This is a genomic window from Paenibacillus sp. FSL R5-0519 (genome assembly GCF_037974275.1).
Taxonomy (GTDB): Bacteria; Bacillota; Bacilli; order Paenibacillales; family Paenibacillaceae; genus Paenibacillus.
Genome location: NZ_CP150234.1, coordinates 1,690,497 through 1,713,246, shown reverse-complemented (window position 1 = coordinate 1,713,246; position 22,750 = coordinate 1,690,497). Strand labels below are relative to the sequence as shown.

Genomic DNA, 22,750 nt, shown 5'->3' with positions numbered 1-22,750 from the left:
GCAGAAAAACCTCCGGAAAGCCAATTCAGGCTTGCCGGAGGTTCTCCCTCGCATATTCAACCATATTCACCTTAATTGCTCACAGTCATCATCGTTTCCCGCGGCGGCTGGTAGTTCTCCAGCTTGCGGAATGTTATGCCCTTCTGTTCCATCATATTCGTAACCTTGCCGGTATCTTTAGGATAAGAACGATGAAAGACGATTTCTGTAATCCCGCTATTCGCCAGCATATTGGCACATGTCCAGCAAGGTTCGTCAGTCACATACACGGACGAGCCTTCGCGGTCGATTCGATCTGTGAATAAAAGCAAATTTTGCTCCGCATGGATTGTGCGAATGCAGCGTTGCTTCTTCACCATGTCTTCTTGCCCATCGGTCACGACCAACTCATACTCTTCCGATATCATGCACCCTGCTTCCGAACAATCCGGAACACCGGTGGGTGCACCATTATAGGCTGTTCCCAGCAGTTTTTTTCCTTGAACAAGAACGGCACCTACGTGACGACGCGAACAGCGGGAACGGGTGGAAACCATATACGCGATGTCCATAAAATACGTATCCCAATCCTTGCGTACCTCTACTGTACTCATGCTGCTTTCCTCCCGCTCAACACATTTTTTATTCTCATATTACCGGATTTGCACATAGGGCGCCATCTTCTCCAGCATCTTCATGCCGATTCCTTTGACCTTTGTCAGATCACTAACTTTGGCAAAAGGACCATGTGCATTTCGATAGTCCACAATGGCCTGAGCTTTCTTTTCTCCGATTCCGGGAAGCTCCGTAAGCTTGGAGACAGGTGCAGTATTGACATCAATCTTGCCATTGTCGGCAGGTTCTTCACGAACTACAGATGAATTACTGCTTGAACCTGTCTCCGAGCTAACCGAAGGATTCGAATTCGCACCCTGCACAACCGGTTCAGTCGAAGGTGCAATATCCGATGGATTATCGTTTGTCTGATTTGGAGTTTGAACTCCCGAATCACCTTCAACCCCAACGCTCACAAGCTCTCTAGACTTATCTGCCTTTGCATCAATCCCAGTCAGCATCCCAGTTGCATCCATTCCCGAAGATGTTCCTGTATTGCCCTGAACCGAAGTAGCCGACTGTACAGCAGGGAGTTCCTGCTCTATCGTCGGCTTTTCGGTGCCGAGCTGCAAGGGTTCCCAACCACTGGGTGGTTGTTCACTTTTGCCCGACCATAATATAAGCATACTTCCAACCACCGCAGCAGCAATGGTCATTCCTTTGTTCCATCTCATTTCTTCCACACCTCTCCCTGAATTCAAAATCATTCATTTCGAACACGGGCGGTGCTTCCGAACCGTTGAACATCCCTGATGAAACAAGTGATGCATTTTTCATGTCATGTGAAACAGGTCCTCACGCATAGAATAGAGGGAATGAACTGCGCCAGTACCGTAAAGCATGAAAGGAGGCCTGAACAATGAAGGTTGGATTTATCGGAACCGGCAGCATGGGCAGCCTGCTGATCTATGCCCTAATTCAATCCGGTGCACTTGAGCCCCGGCAGATTGCGGCCAGCAATCGAACCCCGTCCAAAGTACGACAGTTAACCCTCCGTTACCCCGGTCTGCATGAATCCCAGAGCAATCGGGAAACGGTGATCCGAAGTAATATCATCTTCCTGTGCGTGAAGCCGCTTGAATTCAAACATGTCATTGACGACATCCTGCCTGTCGTGAATCCCAATCATATCATTGTCTCGATCACCAGTCCCGTGCAGCTGCGCCATCTGGAATCTTCACTTCCTTGCAAAGTCTCCAAGGTTATTCCCAGCGTCACACACCAGGTTGGCAGCGGCGCGTCCCTGTGTATACACGGCGAACGAATGACTAATGAAGACCGCGCTGTGTTGGAAAGTCTGCTTAGTCATATAGGAAGGCCGTACCAAGTGGACGAAGCCTGTACCCGAATCACATCCGACTTCTCCAGTTGCGGACCTGCATTCATATCGTTCTTTTTGGAACAGTGGATCGAAAGTGCCGTGAAGCTGACAGGCATCAAAAGAGCAGATGCCTGCGCTCTGGCTGGCGAAATGCTTCTGGGAACAGGCAAGCTGCTCACCGAAGGAGGATACACGCCGCAAGAGCTTCAAGCTCGTGTCGCTGTACCTGGCGGTATTACCGCTCAGGCACTTGCACTGCTGAAGGTTAGTCTCGACGGTGTTTTCGACAGCCTGATCCGCACGACACATGACAAATATGATGAAGATTTGTTAAAGCTGGATGAACTATTCCGAGCCGGTGAGATTAACCGGCAACAATATTAACGAGTTTGCCTGGAACGGCAATGACCTTGCGAATGGTCTTGCCTTCCAGCGCCTGCTTAACAGGTGCCAGCTCCATCGTGAAGTCCTGCATCCCCTGGGCATCCAGATCCTTCGCGATCGTCGCACGAGTTACGATTTTACCGTTTACCTGAACAACGATTTCTACTTCCGCATCCACTGTCATGGACTCGTCATATTCTGGCCAAGCCACGTAAGAGATTCCACCTTCATGACCCAAACGACTCCACAGTTCCTCTGCCATATGTGGTGCCAGTGGTGACAGCAGTTGCACAAAGTTCTCCATCGCTTCACGAGGCAGTGTATCGGCTTTGTATGCATCGTTGATGAAGATCATCAGCTGGCTGATAGATGTGTTGAAGCGCAGATGTTCCAGATCTTCCGTCACTTTTTTGATCGTTTTGTGAGCAGTCCGCTTGAACTCATCCGTTCCACCGTCCACCGTAATCTTGTCATTGATGGCTCCTGTATCTTCGTTAATGAAGAGACGCCATACACGTGACAGGAAGCGGTGCATGCCTTCAACCCCGTTTGCATTCCACGGTTTTGTCGCTTCCAATGGTCCCATGAACATTTCGTACAGACGCAATGTATCCGCACCGAATTCATTTACAATTTCATCCGGGTTAATGACATTACCGCGAGATTTACTCATTTTCTCATTGTTCGTGCCTAGGATCATACCTTGGTTCACCAGTTTGTGGAACGGCTCTTTGGTATCCACAACACCCAGATCATACAGCACTTTATGCCAGAAACGAGCATACAGCAAGTGAAGCACCGCGTGCTCCGCTCCGCCAATGTACAGATCAACAGGCAGCCACTGCTGCTGTTTCTCCTTGGAGATCAGTTCCTTGTCATTGTGCGGATCGATAAAGCGCAGGTAATACCAGCAGCTACCCGCCCATTGTGGCATGGTGTTGGTCTCACGACGCGCCTTCATTCCCGTTTCCGGATCTACCGTATTCACCCACTCCGTAACATTCGCCAGTGGTGATTCTCCAGTACCCGAAGGTTTGATCTGATCGATATCAGGCAGCAGCAGTGGAAGTTGATCCTCCGGTACGGTCTTCATCGTTCCGTCTTCCAGATGCAGAATCGGAATTGGCTCACCCCAGTAGCGCTGACGGCTGAACAGCCAATCACGTAGACGATAGGTTACTTTTCCTTGTCCTTTACCGTTCTCTTCCAACCATGCAATCATCTTGGCAACTGCTTCTTCATTGTTCAGTCCGTTCAGGAAATCGGAATTCACATGTGCGCCATCACCGGAATATGCCTCTTGTGTAACGTCTCCACCTTGAATAACCTCAATGATATCCAGACCGAACTGCTTCGCAAATTCCCAGTCACGCGCATCATGGCCTGGAACAGCCATAACCGCACCTGTACCATAACCTGCAAGAACGTAATCAGCAATCCAGATCGGCAATTTTGCACCATTAACGGGATTGATTGCATAAGCACCAGTGAATACACCTGTTTTGTCCTTGGCCAAATCCGTACGTTCCAGATCACTCTTACGAGAAGCCTGCTCCTGATAAGCCTGAATCGCTTCACGTTGGTCATCCGTTGTAATCGCTTCTACCAATTCATGTTCCGGAGCAAGTACTGCAAAGCTCGCACCGAACAATGTGTCCGCACGAGTAGTGAATACCTTAATAACTTCCTCGCGACCTTCAATGGCAAAAACAACTTCTGCACCTGTCGATTTACCGATCCAGTTACGCTGCATATCCTTGATGCTTTCAGACCAATCCAGCTCTTCCAGGTCTTCCAACAGACGCTCTGCATACTCGGTAATTTTCAGTACCCATTGACGCATCGGTTTACGTACAACCGGATGTCCACCGCGTTCACTCTTGCCATCAATAACCTCTTCATTAGCAAGTACCGTTCCAAGTGCTTCGCACCAGTTTACTGCGACTTCGTCCACATAAGCGAGGCCCTTATTGTACAACTGGATAAATATCCATTGTGTCCATTTATAATACTCAGGGTCCGTTGTGCTGATCTCACGATCCCAGTCATAAGAGAAACCGAGTGATTTGATCTGGCGACGGAAGTTGTCAATATTGCGGAATGTAATATGCCGTGGATGTTCACCTGTATCCAATGCATGCTGCTCAGCAGGCAGACCGAAAGCATCCCAACCCATCGGATGTAATACATTGTAACCACGCATACGTTTGTAACGGGAAACGATATCCGTTGCCGTATATCCTTCCGGGTGACCTACGTGCAGACCCGAACCGGATGGATAAGGGAACATATCCAGTGCATAAAATTTCGGTTTAGCAGGGTCCTCACCTGTTTTAAACGTTTTATTGGCATCCCAGTATTGCTGCCAACTTTTTTCCATAACTTGTGGCTGATAGCCGTGCTTCGGCTGGTTATTCTCACTCATCTATTGTTCCTCCTTCAGGTTACTCGCTTAGCTTTAATTGCAACAAAAAAACCTCAGCATCCCGTAGCGTTTGCAGCGCTAGGGACGAGAGGTTGAATTCCCGTGGTACCACCCTAGTTAGCGGACGAACGTGCTTCGTCATCCACTCCCTTTGGACCTGTAACGGCGGTTAACCGATGCGGATTTCCATTCCTGAATTCCAGCTTATACTTAGCAGGTTAGACAGGATGGTGTAATCACCGCATTTCTCCAAGGCGAGTTCGCAATTTACTGTCAACCGGCTTGCACCAACCGCCGGCTCTCTGTGATGTACAGAAATCACTACTAATCCTTATCATCGAAATATGTATACAATATAGCGACCATTATATAAAAAAGCAAGCCTAAAGTCAATATTACACATTATAATCGCCATCTTGAAGCTCATGGTTCGTACCCTTCATTACGCGGGTTGCTGTTCAGGACAACCGAAATCGCTCAATTCCTTCCTCCAGGTTATGAATAGTCCAATTCACATGTTCCTGATTGTCATATTGCCGATAAGCGCACTCAATGCGCAGCACCAGATCAAAGTACAAGTCATACAGACTTCTTCTTTTTAGCTCACTTTCAGTCGTAATCGCACGCCCATAACCTTTCACAAAACCGGGTGTATAGTTAAAATGACTGAAATAATGCTCCATCAGAGGATCTGCCCACAGTGAACGTTCAAAATCAATAATTGCTGTGATGCGGCCTTTGTCTACTAGAACATTGCCGTCCCATAGATCCCAGCTGACAAGAACAGGTTCTTTTACATCGTCCAACACATCCGATTTCTCTTCAATCAAACGTCTCAATTCAGAGTAATCCATCGAGAATGTAATCCCGGCTTCTTCCCCATCGGCAAGAACGTCTTCCATCAGGTTCATAAAGGCTTCTCTCCAAGTACAATAACGCTGTTTTTGCTCCGAGAAATATCCGAACTTCTCGCCCTTGATTTCATTTATTCGACGATTGTAACGCCCCAGTTGTTGTTCAACGGCTTCCTGCTCTTCCTCAGAATACTGATCCTTGACCTGATTATAGGGTGTTCCAGACATGTACTCCATGATAAAATACCGCGCTGAAGCCAAGGTTAACGAATCATCATAAACCAGAACTTTGGGTACGGGAACATCCTTCAACTCGCCGATGAGACTCAGCGCCTCGACCTCAGCAATCATCAGATCCTGCTCACAGCGCATCAGATTGGTGGAAGCCGAAGGGGCAATTTTGAGTACCACTTGCTGTTGGTCACTCAATGTAATGAGATATGCATGATTGGCCCAGCCATCCACCATTTCCTTGTAGTCCTGTATACTTGCAGATAGATGCTGCTCGATTATGGCATTTATTTGTTCTGACGAGAGTCTTGTTTTATATGTACTTTCCACTTCCACACCTCACCTCGACTATTGGTTTCCATAGAAAACGCTTTCTATCCGACTATTATCGCCTCCTTTACTTTAGCTGGCAATACTTTTTGTCACGCTCTTGGGTCTTTCCAAGCATTTCTTCGCACGATCACAGAAAAATGTCAATCCATCTTTACGGGAAATAAAAAAACTGCCCCATACAACATAAGGAACAGTTTTTATCTTTTATACTTACTTCACAGCAACGTAGAACAAGCGCTGTGCGCTGTCTCCTGCCTCTTTCCATTCAAAATCTGCATATACCTTCACGTCTCTAAAACCTGCCTTGGATAACTCCAGCTTCATCCAGTCCGGGTTATATGCACGTTGGACATGAACTTCTTCAAACCGCTGATACATATCCTTGCTGCCGTCATCCACACGTGAAAAAATACTGAGATGATGTTCGATCTCACAGCGATCCTGGTCCAGATCACAAGTCCAGATATACGACACAGAGCGCTCATCCAGGACAAAAGGCTGCTGCTCATCATAACGAATAAGCGTATTGGGATGATGCACATCAAACAAAAACGTTCCATCAGGCTTCAGCATCTCATATGTCCGCTGGAATGTACGAACCACATCTTCTTGTTCAAGCAGATAATTGACACAATCACAGAAGGATATCACCGAATCCACAGGTTCCGGAACTCGCCAGTCTCGCATATCCTGCTGCACCCAACGTACGCTGCCTTCCCGATACAAGCGATGACCCTGAGGCGTAGCCTCCATCTTGCTGCGCGCAACCGACAGCATATCTGCTGACAGGTCAATGCCTGTAACTTCGAAACCGGAGTTCACGAGCGGGATTGTAATAGAGCCCGTTCCACAGCCAAGTTCAGCGACACTTTTGGGCATTCCATGCTGTTCCCATGCTGTTCTTGCAAACCTTATCCAGTCGGGATAAGGCATATCTTCCATTAATTCATCGTAGACATAGGCAAATTTCCGGTAAGACATGTCAGGCACCGCACTTTCAATTTCATTTTTCAAACGTGGCTAACAAAAGAAAAAGCAGGGGTATCCGGTGTTTACCCAGCCTATCCCTGCCTTCTCCGAGTTTCATATTACGAAATATTCAATCAAAAAAATTAATTGTTTTCATTCTGTTCCTTAGGAGCAGATTCGGACAGATACGTCCAGCTTTCCTTTTGGACCACCAGTCCGTCCTTCATCAATTTGCCTAATGCACGCTTGAACGCAGACTTACTGATGCCAAAGCGCTGCTTGATGATATCCGGCGGAGTTGCATCCGAATAAGGCATGCCACCCATAGGACGCTCTTTCATAAAGGCGAGCAGCTTGTCTGCATCTTCGTTACGTCCAACTTGTTTGAGTTGAGTCATGGCCAGATTCACACGTCCGTCTTCACGTACCAATGTCACCCGACATTTCACTTTCTCACCAAGACGCAGCATATGACTGCGTTCAGATGAATGAATCATACCAATTGCGCCAAAGCCAAGTACACCGCCCTCTACAAGTACAAAAGTACCCATCTGCAGTGGCTTGTATACCGTCGCTTCAACCCACTCGTTTAACCATGAAGTTGGCGCATGGAAAGCCAATGGTGAAAGCTCACGTTCCCCGGCCAATTTGGCACGCAGACGTCCCTGCTTGTCATGTTCCATGATTACAAAGACTTCATCCCCCACTTGAGGACGCAGTTCTTCCAGTTCAGGCAGTTCACGAATAGGAAGCAGCAATTGCCGTCCAAGTCCCATTTCCAGGAAACAACCCAGTCTTGGGTGAACATCAGCCACAACCAGTCGTGCCATTTCGCCAAGCATGAGATAAGGCTTCTTCATCGTTACAGCCAGACGATCTTCCGTATCAAAGAATACAAAGACCTCAAGTGTCTCACCAATCTTAATATCCCGTGTTAGCTCGGTGTAGTGAAGCAGTACATCTTCCGATCCTGTCGTCAAAAAGAAACCAAACGGAGACACTTCACGTGAAACCGGCAAAGAGACGACTGTTCCAGCAATCAAACTCATACCATTTCCACCACTTTGGCATCAGACCATAAACGTTCAATGTTGTAGTATTCACGCTCGTCGCGGTGGAAGATATGAACAACTACATCGCCCATGTCCATCAGTACCCAACGTGCGGAATCCATACCTTCGATACCTTTGATCGTCGCTCCGGCTGCATGAGCCTGTTTGCGAATCTCAGTGGCAATGGCCTGTACCTGTGTATCGGAATTCCCGTGACAAATAACAAAATAATCGGCCACCAGGGAAACATTAATCAGATCCAACGCTACAATATTGGATGCCTTTTTGTCGTCAGCGGCTGCAACCGCCATATTCATAAGTTCTTTCGATGATACTGTCATGAACCAACCTCCATAATCTATATTTGTGTGTTCAAAAAGATCCTTCGTAATCAAAAGTGGACTTTTTGAACAACTATAATTGAGTAATCAAGTCATTGCGTGACAACACGGTTAAAGGATAAATAACACGGCGCTGCGAAATCAGCAAGCTGATCGTCGAATCGAATCCGGCAATTAATCCTTCCTCCAGACTATGTTCAGCCTGTTCGCGAATGTGATCCACTCCCGGGAAATCTCGTCCCGGTTCAATATAATCGGCAAGACATACCACTTTGTCCAGCAGGCTCATGCCTACCCGACCCGAGGTATGCCACCGGATGGCATTAATCACTTCGGAATCCTCTACACCATAATCACGCTCGGCTACAAAAGCACCGACTTCGGAATGCCAGAGCTGCTTGTCATGCTGCAGAAGTTCCTGGTTTAATCCGTTATCGCGGATGACCGCTTCCATCTCCGCTACGGGCCAATACTTCGCCACATCATGCAATATCGCTGCCAGATCCGCTTTTACAGGATCAGCACCGTATTTTTCAGCCAGCATCACAGCCGACTCCATCACGCCAAGTGTATGTTTCCAGCGTTTCTCCGGCATTTGTCCGGATACGGCTTGAATTAGTTTCTCACGGCTTAGTCCCATATAAACCGCTCCTTACAATGTATTGGTGCACTTCATCAGGAATCATGAAGCGTACCGAATGACCTTTGGCAAGGCGTCTGCGTACGGCTGTCGATGAAATATCCACCAAGGGCATCTCGGCCAACAGAACCCGATCCTGCAACTCGTCTGGTAAATCATCCAGATGTAACTGGAAGCCTGGCCGACCAACCCCGATAAAGGTTAGGCGTTCTGCAAGTTCTTCAATCTGCTCCCATTTGGGAAGATAGTTCACCATATCCGCCCCGATAATGAAATAGAATTCATGTTCAGGATGGCGACGCCACAATTCCTTCATCGTATCAATGGTATAAGATACTCCGCCAAGTTCCATCTCGATACCCAGCACCTCATATTGCTGCACACCCTTCACAGCGGCTTCCGTCATATCGAGACGTTGCTGTCCCGAAGCTCCGGCGCCACGTTTGTGAGGTGGAACATGGGAAGGCATGAACCAGATCTCATCCAGTGCATGCGAATCCCTTGCCGCTTCAGCTGCCAGGAGGTGTCCCATGTGGATCGGATCAAACGTACCACCCATGATACCGATCTTCACCCGCGTCACACTCCCTTATCTAGGTAGTTCGATTTGTTTGTTATCGCGCGATTCTTTGTACAGGATGATTGTGTTGCCGATGACTTGAACAAGCTCACTACCCGTTTCACGGGCAACTTCTTCAGCCATCTCTTTTCTGTCCTCATCATTGTTGTTGAGCACTTGCACTTTCATCAATTCGCGCTTCTCAATCGCATCTTCGATGTGACGGAACAGGTGTTCATTCGTTCCACCTTTACCAATCTGAAATACAGGGGTCAGGTGATGTGCCTGTGACCGCAAAAAGCGCTTTTGTTTACCGTTTAACATGAATACTCCATACTCCTTATGTTGAGCAGGCCCTGATCGACAGTGTTAAAGACTGTCTGGACCTGACCATTCAATTATTATTTTTCAATGGTGAAAATGATCACTGAGTACACAAGGTGACTCCCATTGCAGTACCATCTTCCGATCGCTGTTATCCCCAGATTTTTCTGATCCCTTTTCACAAAGGGAAAATCCGGTTACAGCTTATGCTTCCGAAGCAGCTTTCTTGCAGAAAGCTTTTAAGCGACCACTCCGTTTCTTCAGATTGGTTCTGCACTCGTCGTCTGCCTGTACTCTTAATATCATTTTCACACTTCAAAACTGTTCAGTACCGCTCGTCTCATCGTCTCCACTGGAGCCGGAATACCGAGCCAATGTTCAAAGGCTACTGCGCCCTGGTATACAAACATCCCCAGACCACCGTGCACCGTACATCCACGCATCCGTGACTCCCGAAGGAGACGGGTCTCCAGCGGATTGTAGATCAGATCACTTACCGCTGCTCCTTCACGAATCAATGAAGGGTCAACCGGTACGTCATCAACATGCGGATGCATTCCGGCAGACGTTGTGTTAATCACGATATCAGCCGTAGCCAGTACATTCGCAACTTCTTCCATGCCACTGCCCGAGATTTCTCCCAGACCATGGCCCCGTAAATCCGAAGCAAGTGCAATAGCCCTGTCCGTTGTACGGTTCAGAATGTGGATATGCTCAGGCTTTTCCAGTGCAAGGGCGTATATGACGCCCCGCGCTGCTCCACCTGCTCCCAGTACCGCAATACGTTTGCCCGCAAGCTCAGGTACAGCCTCTTCCTTCAGGGATCGGACATAGCCAATACCATCCGTATTATACCCTGTCAGTGTTCCACCTTCATTGACGATGGTATTCACCGCACCAATGAGTCGAGCACTTTCATCGATCACATCCAGATACTGCATGACCTGCTCTTTGTGCGGGATCGTGACATTGACACCACGATAGCCCAGTGCCACAATACCCCGAACTGCGGCTTCCAGTTGATCCGGATGAACATGCAGTGGCATATACATTCCATTCACTCCTGCAGCCAGTAGAGCTGCATTGTGCATTGCCGGAGACTTGGAGTGAGCAATAGGATCACCCATGACACCAAGCAACACGGGAAGTGAAGTGTTGAACTTTTTCTGCTCAGACATAGGTAAGCCTCCGATCCATCTGATGTACAGCTTCTGAGAATTTGTTAGATCAATGATGGACGGATCTGTACACGAATGCCTTTTGGAGCATGAACAGCAACCAGCGCTCCAATATCACCATTGACCTTAATCCACCCCAGACCAGAGATGAATACATCCGATTGACTGCCGCGTTTGATGCGGAATTCATGTCGGGTCCATTCAGCCATCTCAGCTGCATTCTCACGGGTTGGCGGAGATAACAATTCACCCAGGTGATCGCGGTACAGGTCGTCTGCACGCTCCAGCTTCGTCCGGTGAATATCAAGCGCAGTGCTGATAAAACACGTGAACGACTGGCGATCACCTTCCACAAAGTCAAATCGAGCCATGCCGCCGAAGAACAGCGTCTGACCGGAATTCAACTGATAGACAGCCGGTTTAAGCGGTTTTTCCGGCATGATGGCAGCGAGATCTTTACGTGAAACAATCTCGCTGAAACGCCATGGATATACGATTCCGGGCGTATCTATAATATATTTCCCATCATCAAGCGGAATGTTCACCATATCCAGCGTTGTTCCCGGATAACGGGATGTGGTCAGTTCCTGCTCCAGATCGCTGTAATCACGGATCAGACGGTTAATCAATGTGGATTTACCCACATTGGTACCGCCAACCACGTACACGTCACGATCTTCGCGATACGTTCCCACAAGCTCAAGCAGTCGGTCGAAGCCCTGATTTTGCTTTGCACTGCACAAGACGACATCCACGGTACGTAGACCTTGTTCTTTGGCTTGCTTCTGCACCCAGTTGCGAACCTTGTTCCAGTTGGTTACTTTTGGAAGCAAGTCCGTTTTGTTCACAGCAAGCAACACCGGATTGTTGCCTACAAAACGTTGCAGACCGGAGATAATACTGCCATCAAAGTCAAACAAATCAACGATATGGATGACAAGTGCATCCTTATCCCCGATTTTGCTAAGCAGCGCCAGGAATTCGTCCTGATCCACCGTAACGGATGATGACTCATTGTAGTTTTTGATGCGGAAACAGCGCTGGCATATAACCGGTTCACGATCCAGTGCCTTCTCGGGGATGAACCCCGGTAATTCCGAATTTTCTGTTTGCAGATGCACGCCGCATCCGCTGCACCTTACGGCAAGATTGCCGTTATGCGGTTCTGTCATTTCTTCTTTTCCTCCTCAAGCCATAAGCCTTTCCTGCGTAAACTCGTTAGAGCAATCCGTTCCACGCGCCGATTGAAGCGGGTCATAAATCCTTCGTCACCAATGGAGATTGGCAGTACCAGAACGGTGTATAACCCCATCCGGTTCCCTCCATAGACGTCCGTAAGCATCTGATCGCCTACTACAATCGTGTTTTCAGGAGATAACTCCATCATTTTCATTGCTCTACGAAACGGTACATTCGATGGTTTGCGTGCACTATGCACAAACTGGATATCCAGCGGGGTCGCAAACAGGGATACACGATTCAAATTGTTATTGGATACAATCATCAGTTTGAAACCGGCCTCTTTCACACGCGCAAACCATTCAATCAGTTCAGGCGTAGCGTCAGGGGCTTTAGCTCCAACGAGTGTGTTATCCAGATCAGTTATAATTCCACGGTAGCCTTGAGCGTACAGCTCTTCCAGATTAATGTCAAAAACCGTGTCTACACGCAGCTTGGGCATTAACATTTTAAACAAAGAAGTCACCTCAGTTTCATACGACACACTATATCACAAATCCGTCTTTCCTGAAAATGCATACAGCGCCTGATGGCATAGGAAAAAAGGAAAAACGGGACGGGCAACAACTATGCCCGTTCCGCTTTCAGTTCCTTCCGCAGCTTCAAGGCAGTCTGATAGACGGCCTTCCAGTCGTCGGCTTTTACGGACGCCGGACTGTAACGAGTCTGTTCAAACTTCGTGAGAAGCTCATACAAAGTAGCTTCTGCAGCAGGTTTGGCCTGGCTCCAGCGAACTACCGATTCACGAAGTGTCTCGTCTCCGCTCCGGGTCAGTCCTTTGCGTTTTACATAATGAATCCAACGCTCGGTCTCCGCCACCACCTTCTGTTCAGGGGTGAGCGGTCCACCTGTCCGCAGACGAAGCAGGAAGAATCGCATGGAGAAGCGATTACGCCAGAACATATAGGCTACCCACAATACGATAACGGCTCCTGCAGCCCAGATAACAAAAGTTGGGATGGCAGACGATCTCTGCTCAGGTGCAGGGGTCTGCTCTTCCTCTTGTACCGGCTCCTCTTCAGGCTGTTCTTCAGGCTCATCTACAGGCTGTACATCAGGCTGTTCCGTGAGCAGCGGCATATCAAAGCCCGGTGTTGCTTCAACAGGAATCCAGCCATACTCACCGAAGTAGACCTCGGCCCAGGAGTGTGCATCTGCATTGGTAACGGTATAGGTCGTCTCAATCTCCGCGCCTGGTTGACGAGGAGCCTGCATGTCCGAATTCAGGGACAATTGTCCAGGCGCATAACCTTTAACCCACCTTGCAGGAATGCCTTCCGAGCGCGCCATCATCACCAGCGCAGTGGAGAAGTAATCACAGTAGCCTTCCATAATATCAAACAGGAAACCTTCCACAAAGTCACTGCTTACTTTTCGAGATAAATCCGGATTGTTCGTGTATTCAAAATTAGTTTGTAAATAGTTTTGCAGTAATGCCACTTTTTCATACGGCGTATTCGCAGATGCCGTTATCTCGGCTGCCAGATTCGAGACCCGGTCAGGGAAACGGGATGGTAACTGCAAGTACATATCATCTGCCGGATTACTGTTATACAGATCTTCAAATGACTTTGTACGAAGCTCATCTTCCACAATCACAGGGGCTTCAGATACGATGGTGTACGTCTTGGGATACTGTGGCTGCTGACGGTCTGTCACTACATGCAGTTCAGCCTGTTCTGGATTCCACAACATCCGTTCCGTTCTGTCCTCGCCATTAATCGAGCTCACTTCCGAGATCGAATAAGCACCAAAGAGAATTGGATAGACATTATCGTTTAGCATCGTTACGTTCTGAATCACTTGTTTGGTATTCACATTTCCGGATTGATCGTTCTCCAGAGGCTGTCCTGCTTGAACATTCTCTGTTGCACCCCGTCCACGGTCATCCCAGCCTGTGCCTGTATACTCTGCACGTGTCTCACCGCGCCAGTAACTACGTTCATTGGTCGTGACAGACATGACAGGGGTATAGTCGAAGTTGAATCCTCCACCCAGCTGATTGTCTTCCCTGCTGTATCCCGATTCGGTAGCCGCAGGAATATCAAGGTTTCCGTTACCAGCCTGGCTTGTGGAAGTTCCGGTATAGTTCCTCCACGCTGTATACGGGTCCGTCAAGGTGGGCGGAATCTCTGGCATGTTGACGCTGGCTACAATAATCAAAGAAAAAATAATGGCAATATTGGCCAGGACTTTATAAGGATAACGGATGATTCGTTTCCAACCTTGTGGATACTGTAGCTGATAGTTACGGAAATGCTGACATACGAGCCATCCCATCCCTGCAAACATCACCCACGCGATTTCAATCCATAGTGGAATCTGGGTAAAAGAATCGAGAATCCCCATCGAAATGATGTTGACACCCAGAAAAACAAGAATGCGACGTGTTGTGGTCACGAGTCGAAGCGCAGCCTCAAGCATCACCCATGCACACAGGGAGAACCAGATGTAAGGCGTCATATGCAATATGAATTGCTCCGCTCGGTCCGTTAATGAACCGTAAGGGATGTACACCGTATAATCGATTAGCGTTTTATGCAAAATGTAACCAACCACGACCGCCTTGATCATCGCGCGATACATCGTTTTGAAGGGCAGAATGACCTCCAGCACACTGACCGCTGCAAGTGTCCATAACACGAGAGACGTTGTCTCCGTGTACCACGATTCCTGCGTAAATGAAATCCACTGCATGCCAATCAGGAAAATCCAGAGCAATGACGCTGCATGATACCAGGATCGTTTGCTTGCAACACTTTCATTTCCTTTGGTACTCATACAGAACCTCCCCCCATCACCGTTGGAAGCTCCTGCAAGTGAGAAACCGTGAATGACCTCGTACCTCTTCCACGCAACATGGCATTCCACTCCGCACTACGGCGGGATTCACTGGTATCCATCAGAATATGACATGGCGTCATGCCCCGCGTATCGGCCCAGCGCAACAGTTCCAATATCTTTTCATCCTTCTGGGGAGAAATCACAACAAAGTAAGCTCCCTGAGGCAATTGACGTGCGATTCTTTCCACGCCAGGCAACAGATGGGTGTCCTGACCGTTGTATTGAATGTCTACCAGATGATGCATCATCTTCTGTCGTTCCAGCTGACTTTCACTGGGGGCCATGTAAGAGGTCTCGTCTGACAATGTCAACAATCCCATTCCCATCCGTTCCCTCGCACCATACTCCAGCAGTGAGGCAGCTGTGGACACGGCAATTTCAAAAGCATCCCCATGTTCATAACTTGATGCCAGCGCATCCAGAACAAGAATGGTTTTGGGCACAGACTCATGTTCAAACTCCTTGGACTTCCAGTTCCCTGTCTTTGCTGTTGCATTCCAGTGAATGCGGGAAAGTCGATCTCCGTATACGTAGTCACGTACACCATTGATCTGAGTGGTCTCTCTCCGTGAACGGGTTAACGCCGTCTGAGGACCGGATAACCGTGATTTGCGGTCGTAGAGCTGCCAATATGGAATAAATACCGTTCTTGGCAGTACGCGAAACTCACCTTTGGCCTTAAACTTTCCTCGATGTTCAATCAGTCCGAATATGTCCTCACTGGCACATTCCGTTTCTGAGAAAACGTACTTCCCCCGCTCAAGTGGCGGTGTCTGGAATGACAACTCCCCATTACCTCGCATATTGGGAATCAAACTTTCCTTGAACGACCACGATTCTCCATTATGCCGGTGCAGCATTTCACGTACAACCACATAAGGAAGCGGAAGGAATCCCGGAATGGTCAGACTCAACTGTACTTGAACCTGATCACCTGCATGAAGCAGTTCTTCATGGTCCGGACCAGAAGATAGCCTACGCACTCCCTGAGCACGTCGTACACCGCTAAATCCAGCGATAGCAAGATACACACAGAGCAGAGTCACCATCGAAAGTAACATTAGGGATGTCTTCCCGCCCTGGAACAAAACATAAGCCAGACAGCACATCCACACCATTGCGATGCTCCATACGCGTGGGTGGCGCAGCCCTCTATTGACTGTACTCAAAAACGGCTTCATGAACTATTGCCCCATGGAGACAGGCACGCGTACTTGCTGCAGCACGGCATTCAGAACAGCTTCGGAACTCATACTGTCCAGTCTCGATTCGGGACGAAGCACAATACGATGAGAGATCACATAAGGGGCCATCGTCTTCACATCATCTGGGAGCACATAATCACGTTCCTGCAAGAAAGCAAAGGCTTTTACCGCCATCATGAAGGATATGGCTGCCCGTGGGCTGGCACCCAGCAATACGGATGGATGGGAGCGGGTTTGACGAACAACATCCAGCAGATAGTCCATGACCGGATCACCGATAAAGACTTCCTTGATCTCCTGCTGGATTGCCGAGATCTGGTCCATATGGGTTACGGATTCGAGACGATCTACAGGCTGGCCGGACTGATGCGTTTTCAGCAGGGTTTTCTCGATCTCTTTATCCGGATAACCAAGGCTTATTTTCAACATAAACCGGTCTAATTGTGCTTCCGGCAATGTGTATGTGCCTTCAAAATCAATCGGATTCTGAGTTGCACAGAGCATGAACGGATGTGGCAGGTCATACGTATCGCCATCCACGGTTACACTGCGCTCCTCCATGACTTCAAGCAACGCCGACTGAGTTTTCGTTGTGGCCCGGTTAATCTCATCAGCCAGCAGGATGTTGGTCATCACGGGACCTGGACGGAAATAAAAACGTTCATCCTTCGGATGGAACACGGATACGCCCGTAATATCACTGGGTAAAATATCAGGATTACATTGAATGCGTCGGTACTCTCCGCGCATGGACTTCGATAATGCCTTGATTAACTGTGTTTTGCCAGTTCCCGGTACGTCTTCAATCAGAACGTGCCCGCCTGCAAGCAAAGCTGTAAGTAAAAGTTGAATTTCAAAGGATTTCCCCATAATACAGGATTCCAGATTCGAACGAACTGCGGATATGATTTGGATCGACTCTTTGCGCACAGGCATGTGGTCTAACCTCCTAAAAAAGCATACAGATTTCCTTTTATTGTACATGATCCACGGGCGTGAGTACACTCGAAGGAACTCACAATTTGTTTCCAACCCGTCAGATTCACCGCAGTTCACGCATGAATACGACAAAAAAGGCCCGGATAGAAGTAATCCGAAGCCTTTGGTGAATCAAAATCAGGTTCAAGTGAATTTGTCATATGAAGTTAGCCTTTTGGACGAACCACCAATGCCGCCAAAAAAGAAAAGATGATCGCTGACGATATTCCCGCCGCTGTCAGATCAAAGATCCCGGTGATCACTCCGATCCAACCCTCTTTCTCAAGTTCAGTCAATGCTCCATGTACCAATGAGTTACCGAAACTTGTTATAGGAACAGAAGCACCTGCACCTGCAAACTTAACCAACGGATCATACAGGCCGACTGCATCAGCAACCGCCCCTGCAACAACTAATGTACTCATGGTATGTGCAGGTGTCAGTTTGACACCATCCATTAGAAGCTGCCCTACAACACAGATCAAACCGCCAACGATAAATGCCCATAAGAACTGCATTCCATTTATCCCTCCTTTTCTATGGCTACGGCATGTGCAATACAGGGAATACTTTCACCCTGCTGGTACGAGAGCGGAGACAAGAGTGCTCCAGTAGCCACAACGAGTACCCGTTTGAGATCACCCTTCTGCATCCGATTCAAAATGTGACCGTAGGTTACCGTGGCAGAACATCCGCAGCCACTTCCTCCTGCAACAACATAAGGCTGTTTCTCCCGATCATAGATCATCAATCCGCAATCATTGAATACCGTCTGTTCCATGGGGAGACCTTCTTTTTGCAGAAGTTCTTTCGTAATTGGCAGACCTACGGAAGCCAGGTCCCCGGTCACAATAAGATCATAATAACCAGGCTCCAGCCCCGTATCTCTGAAATGAGAGATCAGGGTGTCGGCGGCTGCCGGTGCCATCGCTGAACCCATGTTGAAGGGATCTTTGATTCCCAAATCCATGATTCTTCCAATGGTAGCCTTGGTCACTACTGGACCATCACCCGTACGGGACACCACACCACACCCTGAACCCGTAACGGTATATTGCGCATAAGGCGGCTTCTGAGAACCATACTCCGTCGGATAACGAAATTGCTTCTCAACCGTGCAGTTGTGACTGACCGTACCTGCAAGGACATAATCGCCAGCTCCCGAGTCCACAATCATGGATGCCAGCGCCAACGTTTCCATAGAAGTTGAACAAGCTCCGAAGACACCAAGGTAAGGTACACCCAATTTTCTCGCTGAAAATGAACTGCTGATAATCTGATTCATCAGATCTCCACCAACAAAAAAGTGTAGCTCTTCCTTGGTGATATTTGCATTAATCAAAGCGAGTTGGGAGGCCTGTTCGAGCAGTTTGCGTTCTCCCTTCTCCCACGTCTTCTCACCGATCTCAAGGTTGTCATAGATGTAATCAAAATCTGATGACAAGGGACCTTTGCCTTCATCTGGTCCTACTACTGCCGCCTTGCCGATAATTCGCGGACGATTCTCAAATTGCCACGTTTGGCGACCCAATCGCTTCACAGGTGTCCACCTCCAAATCCCAAAAAGGCGTACACGATGCCTACAACAAATGCTGCCACGACACCAAACACGATAACGGAACCAGCAAGTTTGAACATGTTGGCCCCAACCCCAAGTACCAACCCTTCAGCACGATGTTCAAGTGCAGCAGAGCACATGGAATTGGCAAATCCGGTTACCGGCACAGCCGTTCCTGCTCCTGCCCATTGAGCCATTTTATCGTATACCCCAAGACAAGTCAGAATAACGGATATGAGAATCATGACCGCCACCGTAGGATTGGAAGCTTCCTTCGATGTCATGTCGAAACCGGCCATGAAAGCCTCTTGAATGGCCTGTCCTATCAAGCAGACGGTACCTCCAACCAGAAATGCCTTGAGGCAGTTCTTCAGGATTGGACGAGGCGGTTCATGTTTTTTCGCAACTTTTTTGTACTCCTTTTCATCCATGGACAGGGACGACGTTTTTTTTTCGCTTCCAGATGCAGATTGAGCTGGCAAGATGCAAGACCTCCTCTATGTCAAAATGGTTCAAAGCTACGGCTGAATGCCAATGTGTATAATCTTATATTCAGTGTTTGTTAATCATCGGAAGGTTATGTATCCGGCGACAGACAGCATATGTTTCCAACAAGATCATACGGTGGAAACAGGTTGGAGATCCGCCGGATTTGAAGGCTCATAGATACGTTCTATAAATAAAGAAGAACAATCACGAGCAAGATAAAAAGAACGATGAACAGTACTTTTTCCGTGCCCTCTTCCGGAGGCTTCATTGGATAGTTAGCTCCTTCCTGTATGAGACAAGGAAATATTGAGTATATAAACTTCACAAAATGATGACATCCCCTCTGTATATTCATATTCATTGAAGTAGCTCCAGGTCTGCGGCTACCGCGGATAAAATCATGAAACATGGGTAAGACAAGCGCCCAAAACATGCCTTAAATACGTGACATAAACATGGACAATCACTTGCGCAAGGTTCATACTGTAATGTGACCAGTGGTTAAATAACAAGTCCTCCGCATAATCAGATGCGTGTTCAAAAAAGTCTGATTTTGAACTACATCTAAAAGGACAACAGGCGGGTAGCCGTTCTACTGTGACCTGAAATACATACCAACAGAGGAGTTGTTGACACATGAATGAAAAAACGATGGATATGTTTCGCACGTTGACGGAGTTTCCCTCCGCATCCGGTTTTGAACGTGAGCTTCGCGGCTGGATGAAAGAGCAGCTTTCCGCTTATACGGATGAGTTCGTACAGGATCGCCTAGGGAGTCTATTTGGTGTTTTACGGGGAGAGGAATCCGGTCCTAAAGTTATGGTTGCCGGACACTTTGACGAAGTTGGTTTCATGACTACGGGCATTACCGAAACAGGTATGATCAAATTCCGTCCACTGGGTGGATGGTGGAGTCAGGCTGTACTTTCTCAACGATTGGAAATCATTACACCTGACCGTCGGATTACCGGAGTTGTTGGTTCCACACCTACACACTTGCTGGACGAGTCCCAGCGAAACAAACCTGTTGATCTGAATTCCATGTATCTCGATATTGGAGCAGACAACCGTGCCGAAGCAGAATCCTGGGGTATTCATCCAGGGATGCAGATTGTGCCAATCTGTGAATTCACGCCGATGGCGAACCCAAAAAAAATCATGGCCAAAGCGTGGGATAATCGTTACGGCGTAGGTCTTGCACTTGAACTGGTTGAAGCGTTACACAAGGAAAAACTGCCAAACACACTTTATGCTGGTGCAACGGTTCAGGAAGAACTGGGGCTTCGCGGTGCACGTACGGCGGCCAATCTGATTCAGCCTGATATCTTCTTCGCACTTGACTGTAGCGCGGCGAATGATATGACAGGTGACAAACAGTCATTTGGACATATCGGAGAAGGAGCATTACTTCGTATTTTTGACCCGGGTATGTTCACTCATCGCGGAATGGTGGAATATGTTCAAGATACGGCTTCATCGAATCAGATCAAAATGCAGTATTTCATCTCACCAGGCGGTACTGATGCAGGTCAAGTTCACCTGAGCGGCATTGGAGTACCATCAACCGTTATTGGTATCTGCGCACGTTATATCCACACGTCTTCTTCCATCATTCATACGGATGACTACGATGCGGCCAAAGAACTGATTGTGAAACTGGTCAAAGGTCTTGATCGGACAACGATGGATACCATTATTAATAACGCGTAGTTTGGTTAAACGGAAAGTGCTTAAGTATGATGTACCTGAAAGAGATGTCCCGTCAGACCGGGATGTCTCTTTTTTTGGTTTTAATCAACTAGATTAATAGGTCGAACATTATGGAGAATGCACACATAAGATATACGATAATGGAAGATCGATAACCAAACACCAACCAGTGGGGGACCTGTTATGGCAGTGGGAAGGAACGGAAAATCAAATAAAGGTTCTAACAAAAAACCAAACGCTGCTAATACCCTCCTTAATGGAAGCCTTAAAGGGAAAAATCTCGAACTGATTGTAGCAGCGCTATTGGTGAGCGGAAAGTTGAGAGTGGATGCTGTCACGTTGTTTCGTGAGGCTACATTGGTTGTAGAATTGGTTGGTCAATATAAAACACTTCAAAAGGTCACACCCTCCAATTCAGACAAACTGGTACAATTCCTGGATGAAACTGGCGGCGATATGACGCTTAATGATGTTATACAGGCATTTCAACAGAGGATCAATTCTTAATTGCCAAGAAATGAGGTGCATGTCATGTCCGAGTTTGACGGAATCGGATTTGCCGAGCTATTAATTGTGCTTATTCTTGTTGTTTTATTTGCATTTGGCTCTTCTGATCTTGACGGTTTATCAAGCACACCAACAACGAGTTGACCCCCATAATCCTCTCATGGCTTACAGGTAAAAGAACAAAAAAGAAATACCAGTCCTTAAACAGGACTGGTATTTGGTCATTACAGAAATAATGGCGAGAACGCAAACCACGCCAAAATGAGTGTGAGCACAATGCAGACATTCTCTACAACGGCTCCATGTTTGGTTCCTGTACTCATCAGGTTGGCTCGTATGCGCCACTTGAGCGGTGGTAACGGACGAATGCCACGATTGGTTAATGAATCGGCCAACAAGTGCATCGCGTACGCTGTGCCTCCCGCTACCCAGATCTCTGGTCCCTGCTGCTGGGTTGTACTGTAGAGTAAACCACCCCATATCGCGGTGCCGTATAGGGTATGCGTTAATCCCCTATGCGTTAGCGTGGTGCACAGCATAAGCAGGCTACCTGCAATCAGATTCCACGGGGCAAATGCGTGTCCGTAGAACACCAAACCGAGTCCAATAGCAAACATCAACACTTTGCGAAGTGAACGCGAAGGCAGGAATGACACGAGCGCAATAAGGATTGCAAGCAGCAGGTTCCATGGTTTGGCATGAACATAAAAGTACACAAAGACAGCTGTGGGCAACAGAATCGTCTGTAAAAACCTGATCAGACTGTTAGGCAAGGCTCTGGATACCAGCAGCGAATTCGGCTCATCGATGTCAGGCAATAACGAACCAATCAGAGCAACCGTAACTGCGGGTGCAGTCACCGGCATACCAGCCAACTGAAGTACAGATAGCGAAACGCCTGTCCCGATAATCAGGTGGGATCTTCCCATCATGATGCAAAAACGTCCTTTCGAAGAAATAGGGAACATACATAGCCCACTTTTGATAGTACAACGAAACCAAAACAAGAACAATA

At 47.9% G+C, this 22,750-nt stretch carries 23 protein-coding genes and 1 other annotated feature; of the genes, 3 read left to right on the top strand and 20 right to left on the bottom strand.

The window, feature by feature from the left end:
• Positions 1-71: 71 nt before the first annotated feature.
• Positions 72-593 carry a dCMP deaminase family protein gene (locus tag MKY73_RS07680; protein WP_339306667.1) on the bottom strand — a complete coding sequence of 174 codons (522 nt, stop codon included), beginning with the start codon at positions 591-593 and terminating at the stop codon, positions 72-74.
• Positions 594-632: 39 nt separating this feature from the next.
• Positions 633-1,268 (bottom strand): helix-hairpin-helix domain-containing protein, encoded by a 636-nt coding sequence (locus MKY73_RS07675; protein ID WP_339306665.1) that lies wholly within the window; start codon positions 1,266-1,268, stop codon positions 633-635.
• 185 nt (positions 1,269-1,453) lie between these two features.
• Here MKY73_RS07675 and comER point away from each other — a divergent pair, with 185 nt between their 5' ends.
• A complete protein-coding gene (comER, locus tag MKY73_RS07670) occupies positions 1,454-2,299 on the top strand; it encodes a late competence protein ComER (protein WP_339306663.1) in 846 nt (281 codons plus the stop codon).
• Here the strand turns inward: comER and leuS are convergent.
• The 17 genes from leuS to spoVAC all read right to left on the bottom strand — a co-directional run bounded on the left by leuS (position 2,280) and on the right by spoVAC (position 19,460).
• On the bottom strand, positions 2,280-4,724 hold the full coding sequence (gene leuS, locus MKY73_RS07665; protein ID WP_339236105.1) for a leucine--tRNA ligase: 2,445 nt from the start codon (positions 4,722-4,724) through the stop codon (positions 2,280-2,282). The genes comER and leuS overlap by 20 nt on opposite strands.
• Before the next feature lie 77 nt (positions 4,725-4,801).
• Positions 4,802-5,071 (bottom strand) — a binding site (T-box leader).
• A gap of 111 nt (positions 5,072-5,182) precedes the next feature.
• Complete coding sequence (locus tag MKY73_RS07660) at positions 5,183-6,139, bottom strand: aminoglycoside phosphotransferase family protein (RefSeq protein ID WP_339306661.1); 957 nt, start codon at positions 6,137-6,139, stop codon at positions 5,183-5,185.
• 213 nt (positions 6,140-6,352) lie between these two features.
• Entirely contained in the window at positions 6,353-7,123 is a 771-nt protein-coding gene (locus MKY73_RS07655) for a class I SAM-dependent methyltransferase (RefSeq protein ID WP_339306659.1), read from the bottom strand.
• A 131-nt stretch (positions 7,124-7,254) separates the two neighbouring features.
• Positions 7,255-8,160, bottom strand: a complete 906-nt coding sequence (locus MKY73_RS07650) for a S1-like domain-containing RNA-binding protein (protein ID WP_339306657.1) — start codon at positions 8,158-8,160, stop codon at positions 7,255-7,257.
• Entirely contained in the window at positions 8,157-8,504 is a 348-nt protein-coding gene (rsfS, locus tag MKY73_RS07645; protein ID WP_253439462.1) for a ribosome silencing factor, read from the bottom strand. The genes MKY73_RS07650 and rsfS overlap by 4 nt, the downstream gene beginning before the upstream one ends.
• Positions 8,505-8,577: 73 nt before the next feature.
• Complete coding sequence (gene yqeK, locus MKY73_RS07640; protein ID WP_339306656.1) at positions 8,578-9,144, bottom strand: bis(5'-nucleosyl)-tetraphosphatase (symmetrical) YqeK; 567 nt, start codon at positions 9,142-9,144, stop codon at positions 8,578-8,580.
• Positions 9,128-9,718, bottom strand: a complete 591-nt coding sequence (locus MKY73_RS07635) for a nicotinate-nucleotide adenylyltransferase (protein ID WP_074095918.1) — start codon at positions 9,716-9,718, stop codon at positions 9,128-9,130. The genes yqeK and MKY73_RS07635 overlap by 17 nt, the downstream gene beginning before the upstream one ends.
• A gap of 15 nt (positions 9,719-9,733) precedes the next feature.
• Complete coding sequence (gene yhbY, locus MKY73_RS07630; RefSeq protein ID WP_063567269.1) at positions 9,734-10,027, bottom strand: ribosome assembly RNA-binding protein YhbY; 294 nt, start codon at positions 10,025-10,027, stop codon at positions 9,734-9,736.
• A gap of 308 nt (positions 10,028-10,335) precedes the next feature.
• Entirely contained in the window at positions 10,336-11,205 is an 870-nt protein-coding gene (gene aroE, locus MKY73_RS07625) for a shikimate dehydrogenase (protein WP_339306655.1), read from the bottom strand.
• 44 nt (positions 11,206-11,249) lie between these two features.
• Complete coding sequence (gene yqeH / locus MKY73_RS07620) at positions 11,250-12,377, bottom strand: ribosome biogenesis GTPase YqeH (RefSeq protein ID WP_249912122.1); 1,128 nt, start codon at positions 12,375-12,377, stop codon at positions 11,250-11,252.
• A complete protein-coding gene (locus MKY73_RS07615; protein WP_036615148.1) occupies positions 12,374-12,901 on the bottom strand; it encodes a YqeG family HAD IIIA-type phosphatase in 528 nt (175 codons plus the stop codon). Before MKY73_RS07615 ends, yqeH begins: the two co-directional genes overlap by 4 nt.
• Before the next feature lie 110 nt (positions 12,902-13,011).
• A complete protein-coding gene (locus tag MKY73_RS07610) occupies positions 13,012-15,225 on the bottom strand; it encodes a transglutaminase domain-containing protein (RefSeq protein WP_339306654.1) in 2,214 nt (737 codons plus the stop codon).
• Positions 15,222-16,469, bottom strand: coding sequence for a DUF58 domain-containing protein (locus MKY73_RS07605; RefSeq protein WP_339306652.1), 1,248 nt, complete (start codon positions 16,467-16,469; stop codon positions 15,222-15,224). Before MKY73_RS07605 ends, MKY73_RS07610 begins: the two co-directional genes overlap by 4 nt.
• Before the next feature lie 3 nt (positions 16,470-16,472).
• The gene (locus MKY73_RS07600) at positions 16,473-17,429 is read right to left on the bottom strand and encodes a MoxR family ATPase (protein ID WP_253439472.1); all 957 of its coding nucleotides are present in this window, start codon (positions 17,427-17,429) and stop codon (positions 16,473-16,475) included.
• 209 nt (positions 17,430-17,638) lie between these two features.
• Complete coding sequence (spoVAE, locus tag MKY73_RS07595; RefSeq protein ID WP_339306651.1) at positions 17,639-17,989, bottom strand: stage V sporulation protein AE; 351 nt, start codon at positions 17,987-17,989, stop codon at positions 17,639-17,641.
• 5 nt (positions 17,990-17,994) lie between these two features.
• A complete protein-coding gene (gene spoVAD, locus MKY73_RS07590) occupies positions 17,995-19,011 on the bottom strand; it encodes a stage V sporulation protein AD (RefSeq protein WP_339306649.1) in 1,017 nt (338 codons plus the stop codon).
• Positions 19,008-19,460 carry a stage V sporulation protein AC gene (spoVAC, locus tag MKY73_RS07585; protein WP_145324195.1) on the bottom strand — a complete coding sequence of 151 codons (453 nt, stop codon included), beginning with the start codon at positions 19,458-19,460 and terminating at the stop codon, positions 19,008-19,010. The genes spoVAD and spoVAC overlap by 4 nt, the downstream gene beginning before the upstream one ends.
• A 694-nt stretch (positions 19,461-20,154) precedes the next feature.
• Here spoVAC and MKY73_RS07580 point away from each other — a divergent pair.
• A complete protein-coding gene (locus MKY73_RS07580; protein ID WP_339306647.1) occupies positions 20,155-21,228 on the top strand; it encodes a M42 family metallopeptidase in 1,074 nt (357 codons plus the stop codon).
• 183 nt (positions 21,229-21,411) lie between these two features.
• Positions 21,412-21,735 (top strand): hypothetical protein, encoded by a 324-nt coding sequence (locus MKY73_RS07575; RefSeq protein ID WP_074095924.1) that lies wholly within the window; start codon positions 21,412-21,414, stop codon positions 21,733-21,735.
• A 224-nt stretch (positions 21,736-21,959) separates the two neighbouring features.
• Here MKY73_RS07575 and MKY73_RS07570 read toward each other — a convergent pair whose 3' ends face one another.
• The gene (locus MKY73_RS07570; RefSeq protein ID WP_339306646.1) at positions 21,960-22,667 is read right to left on the bottom strand and encodes a metal-dependent hydrolase; all 708 of its coding nucleotides are present in this window, start codon (positions 22,665-22,667) and stop codon (positions 21,960-21,962) included.
• Positions 22,668-22,750 lie beyond the last annotated feature (83 nt).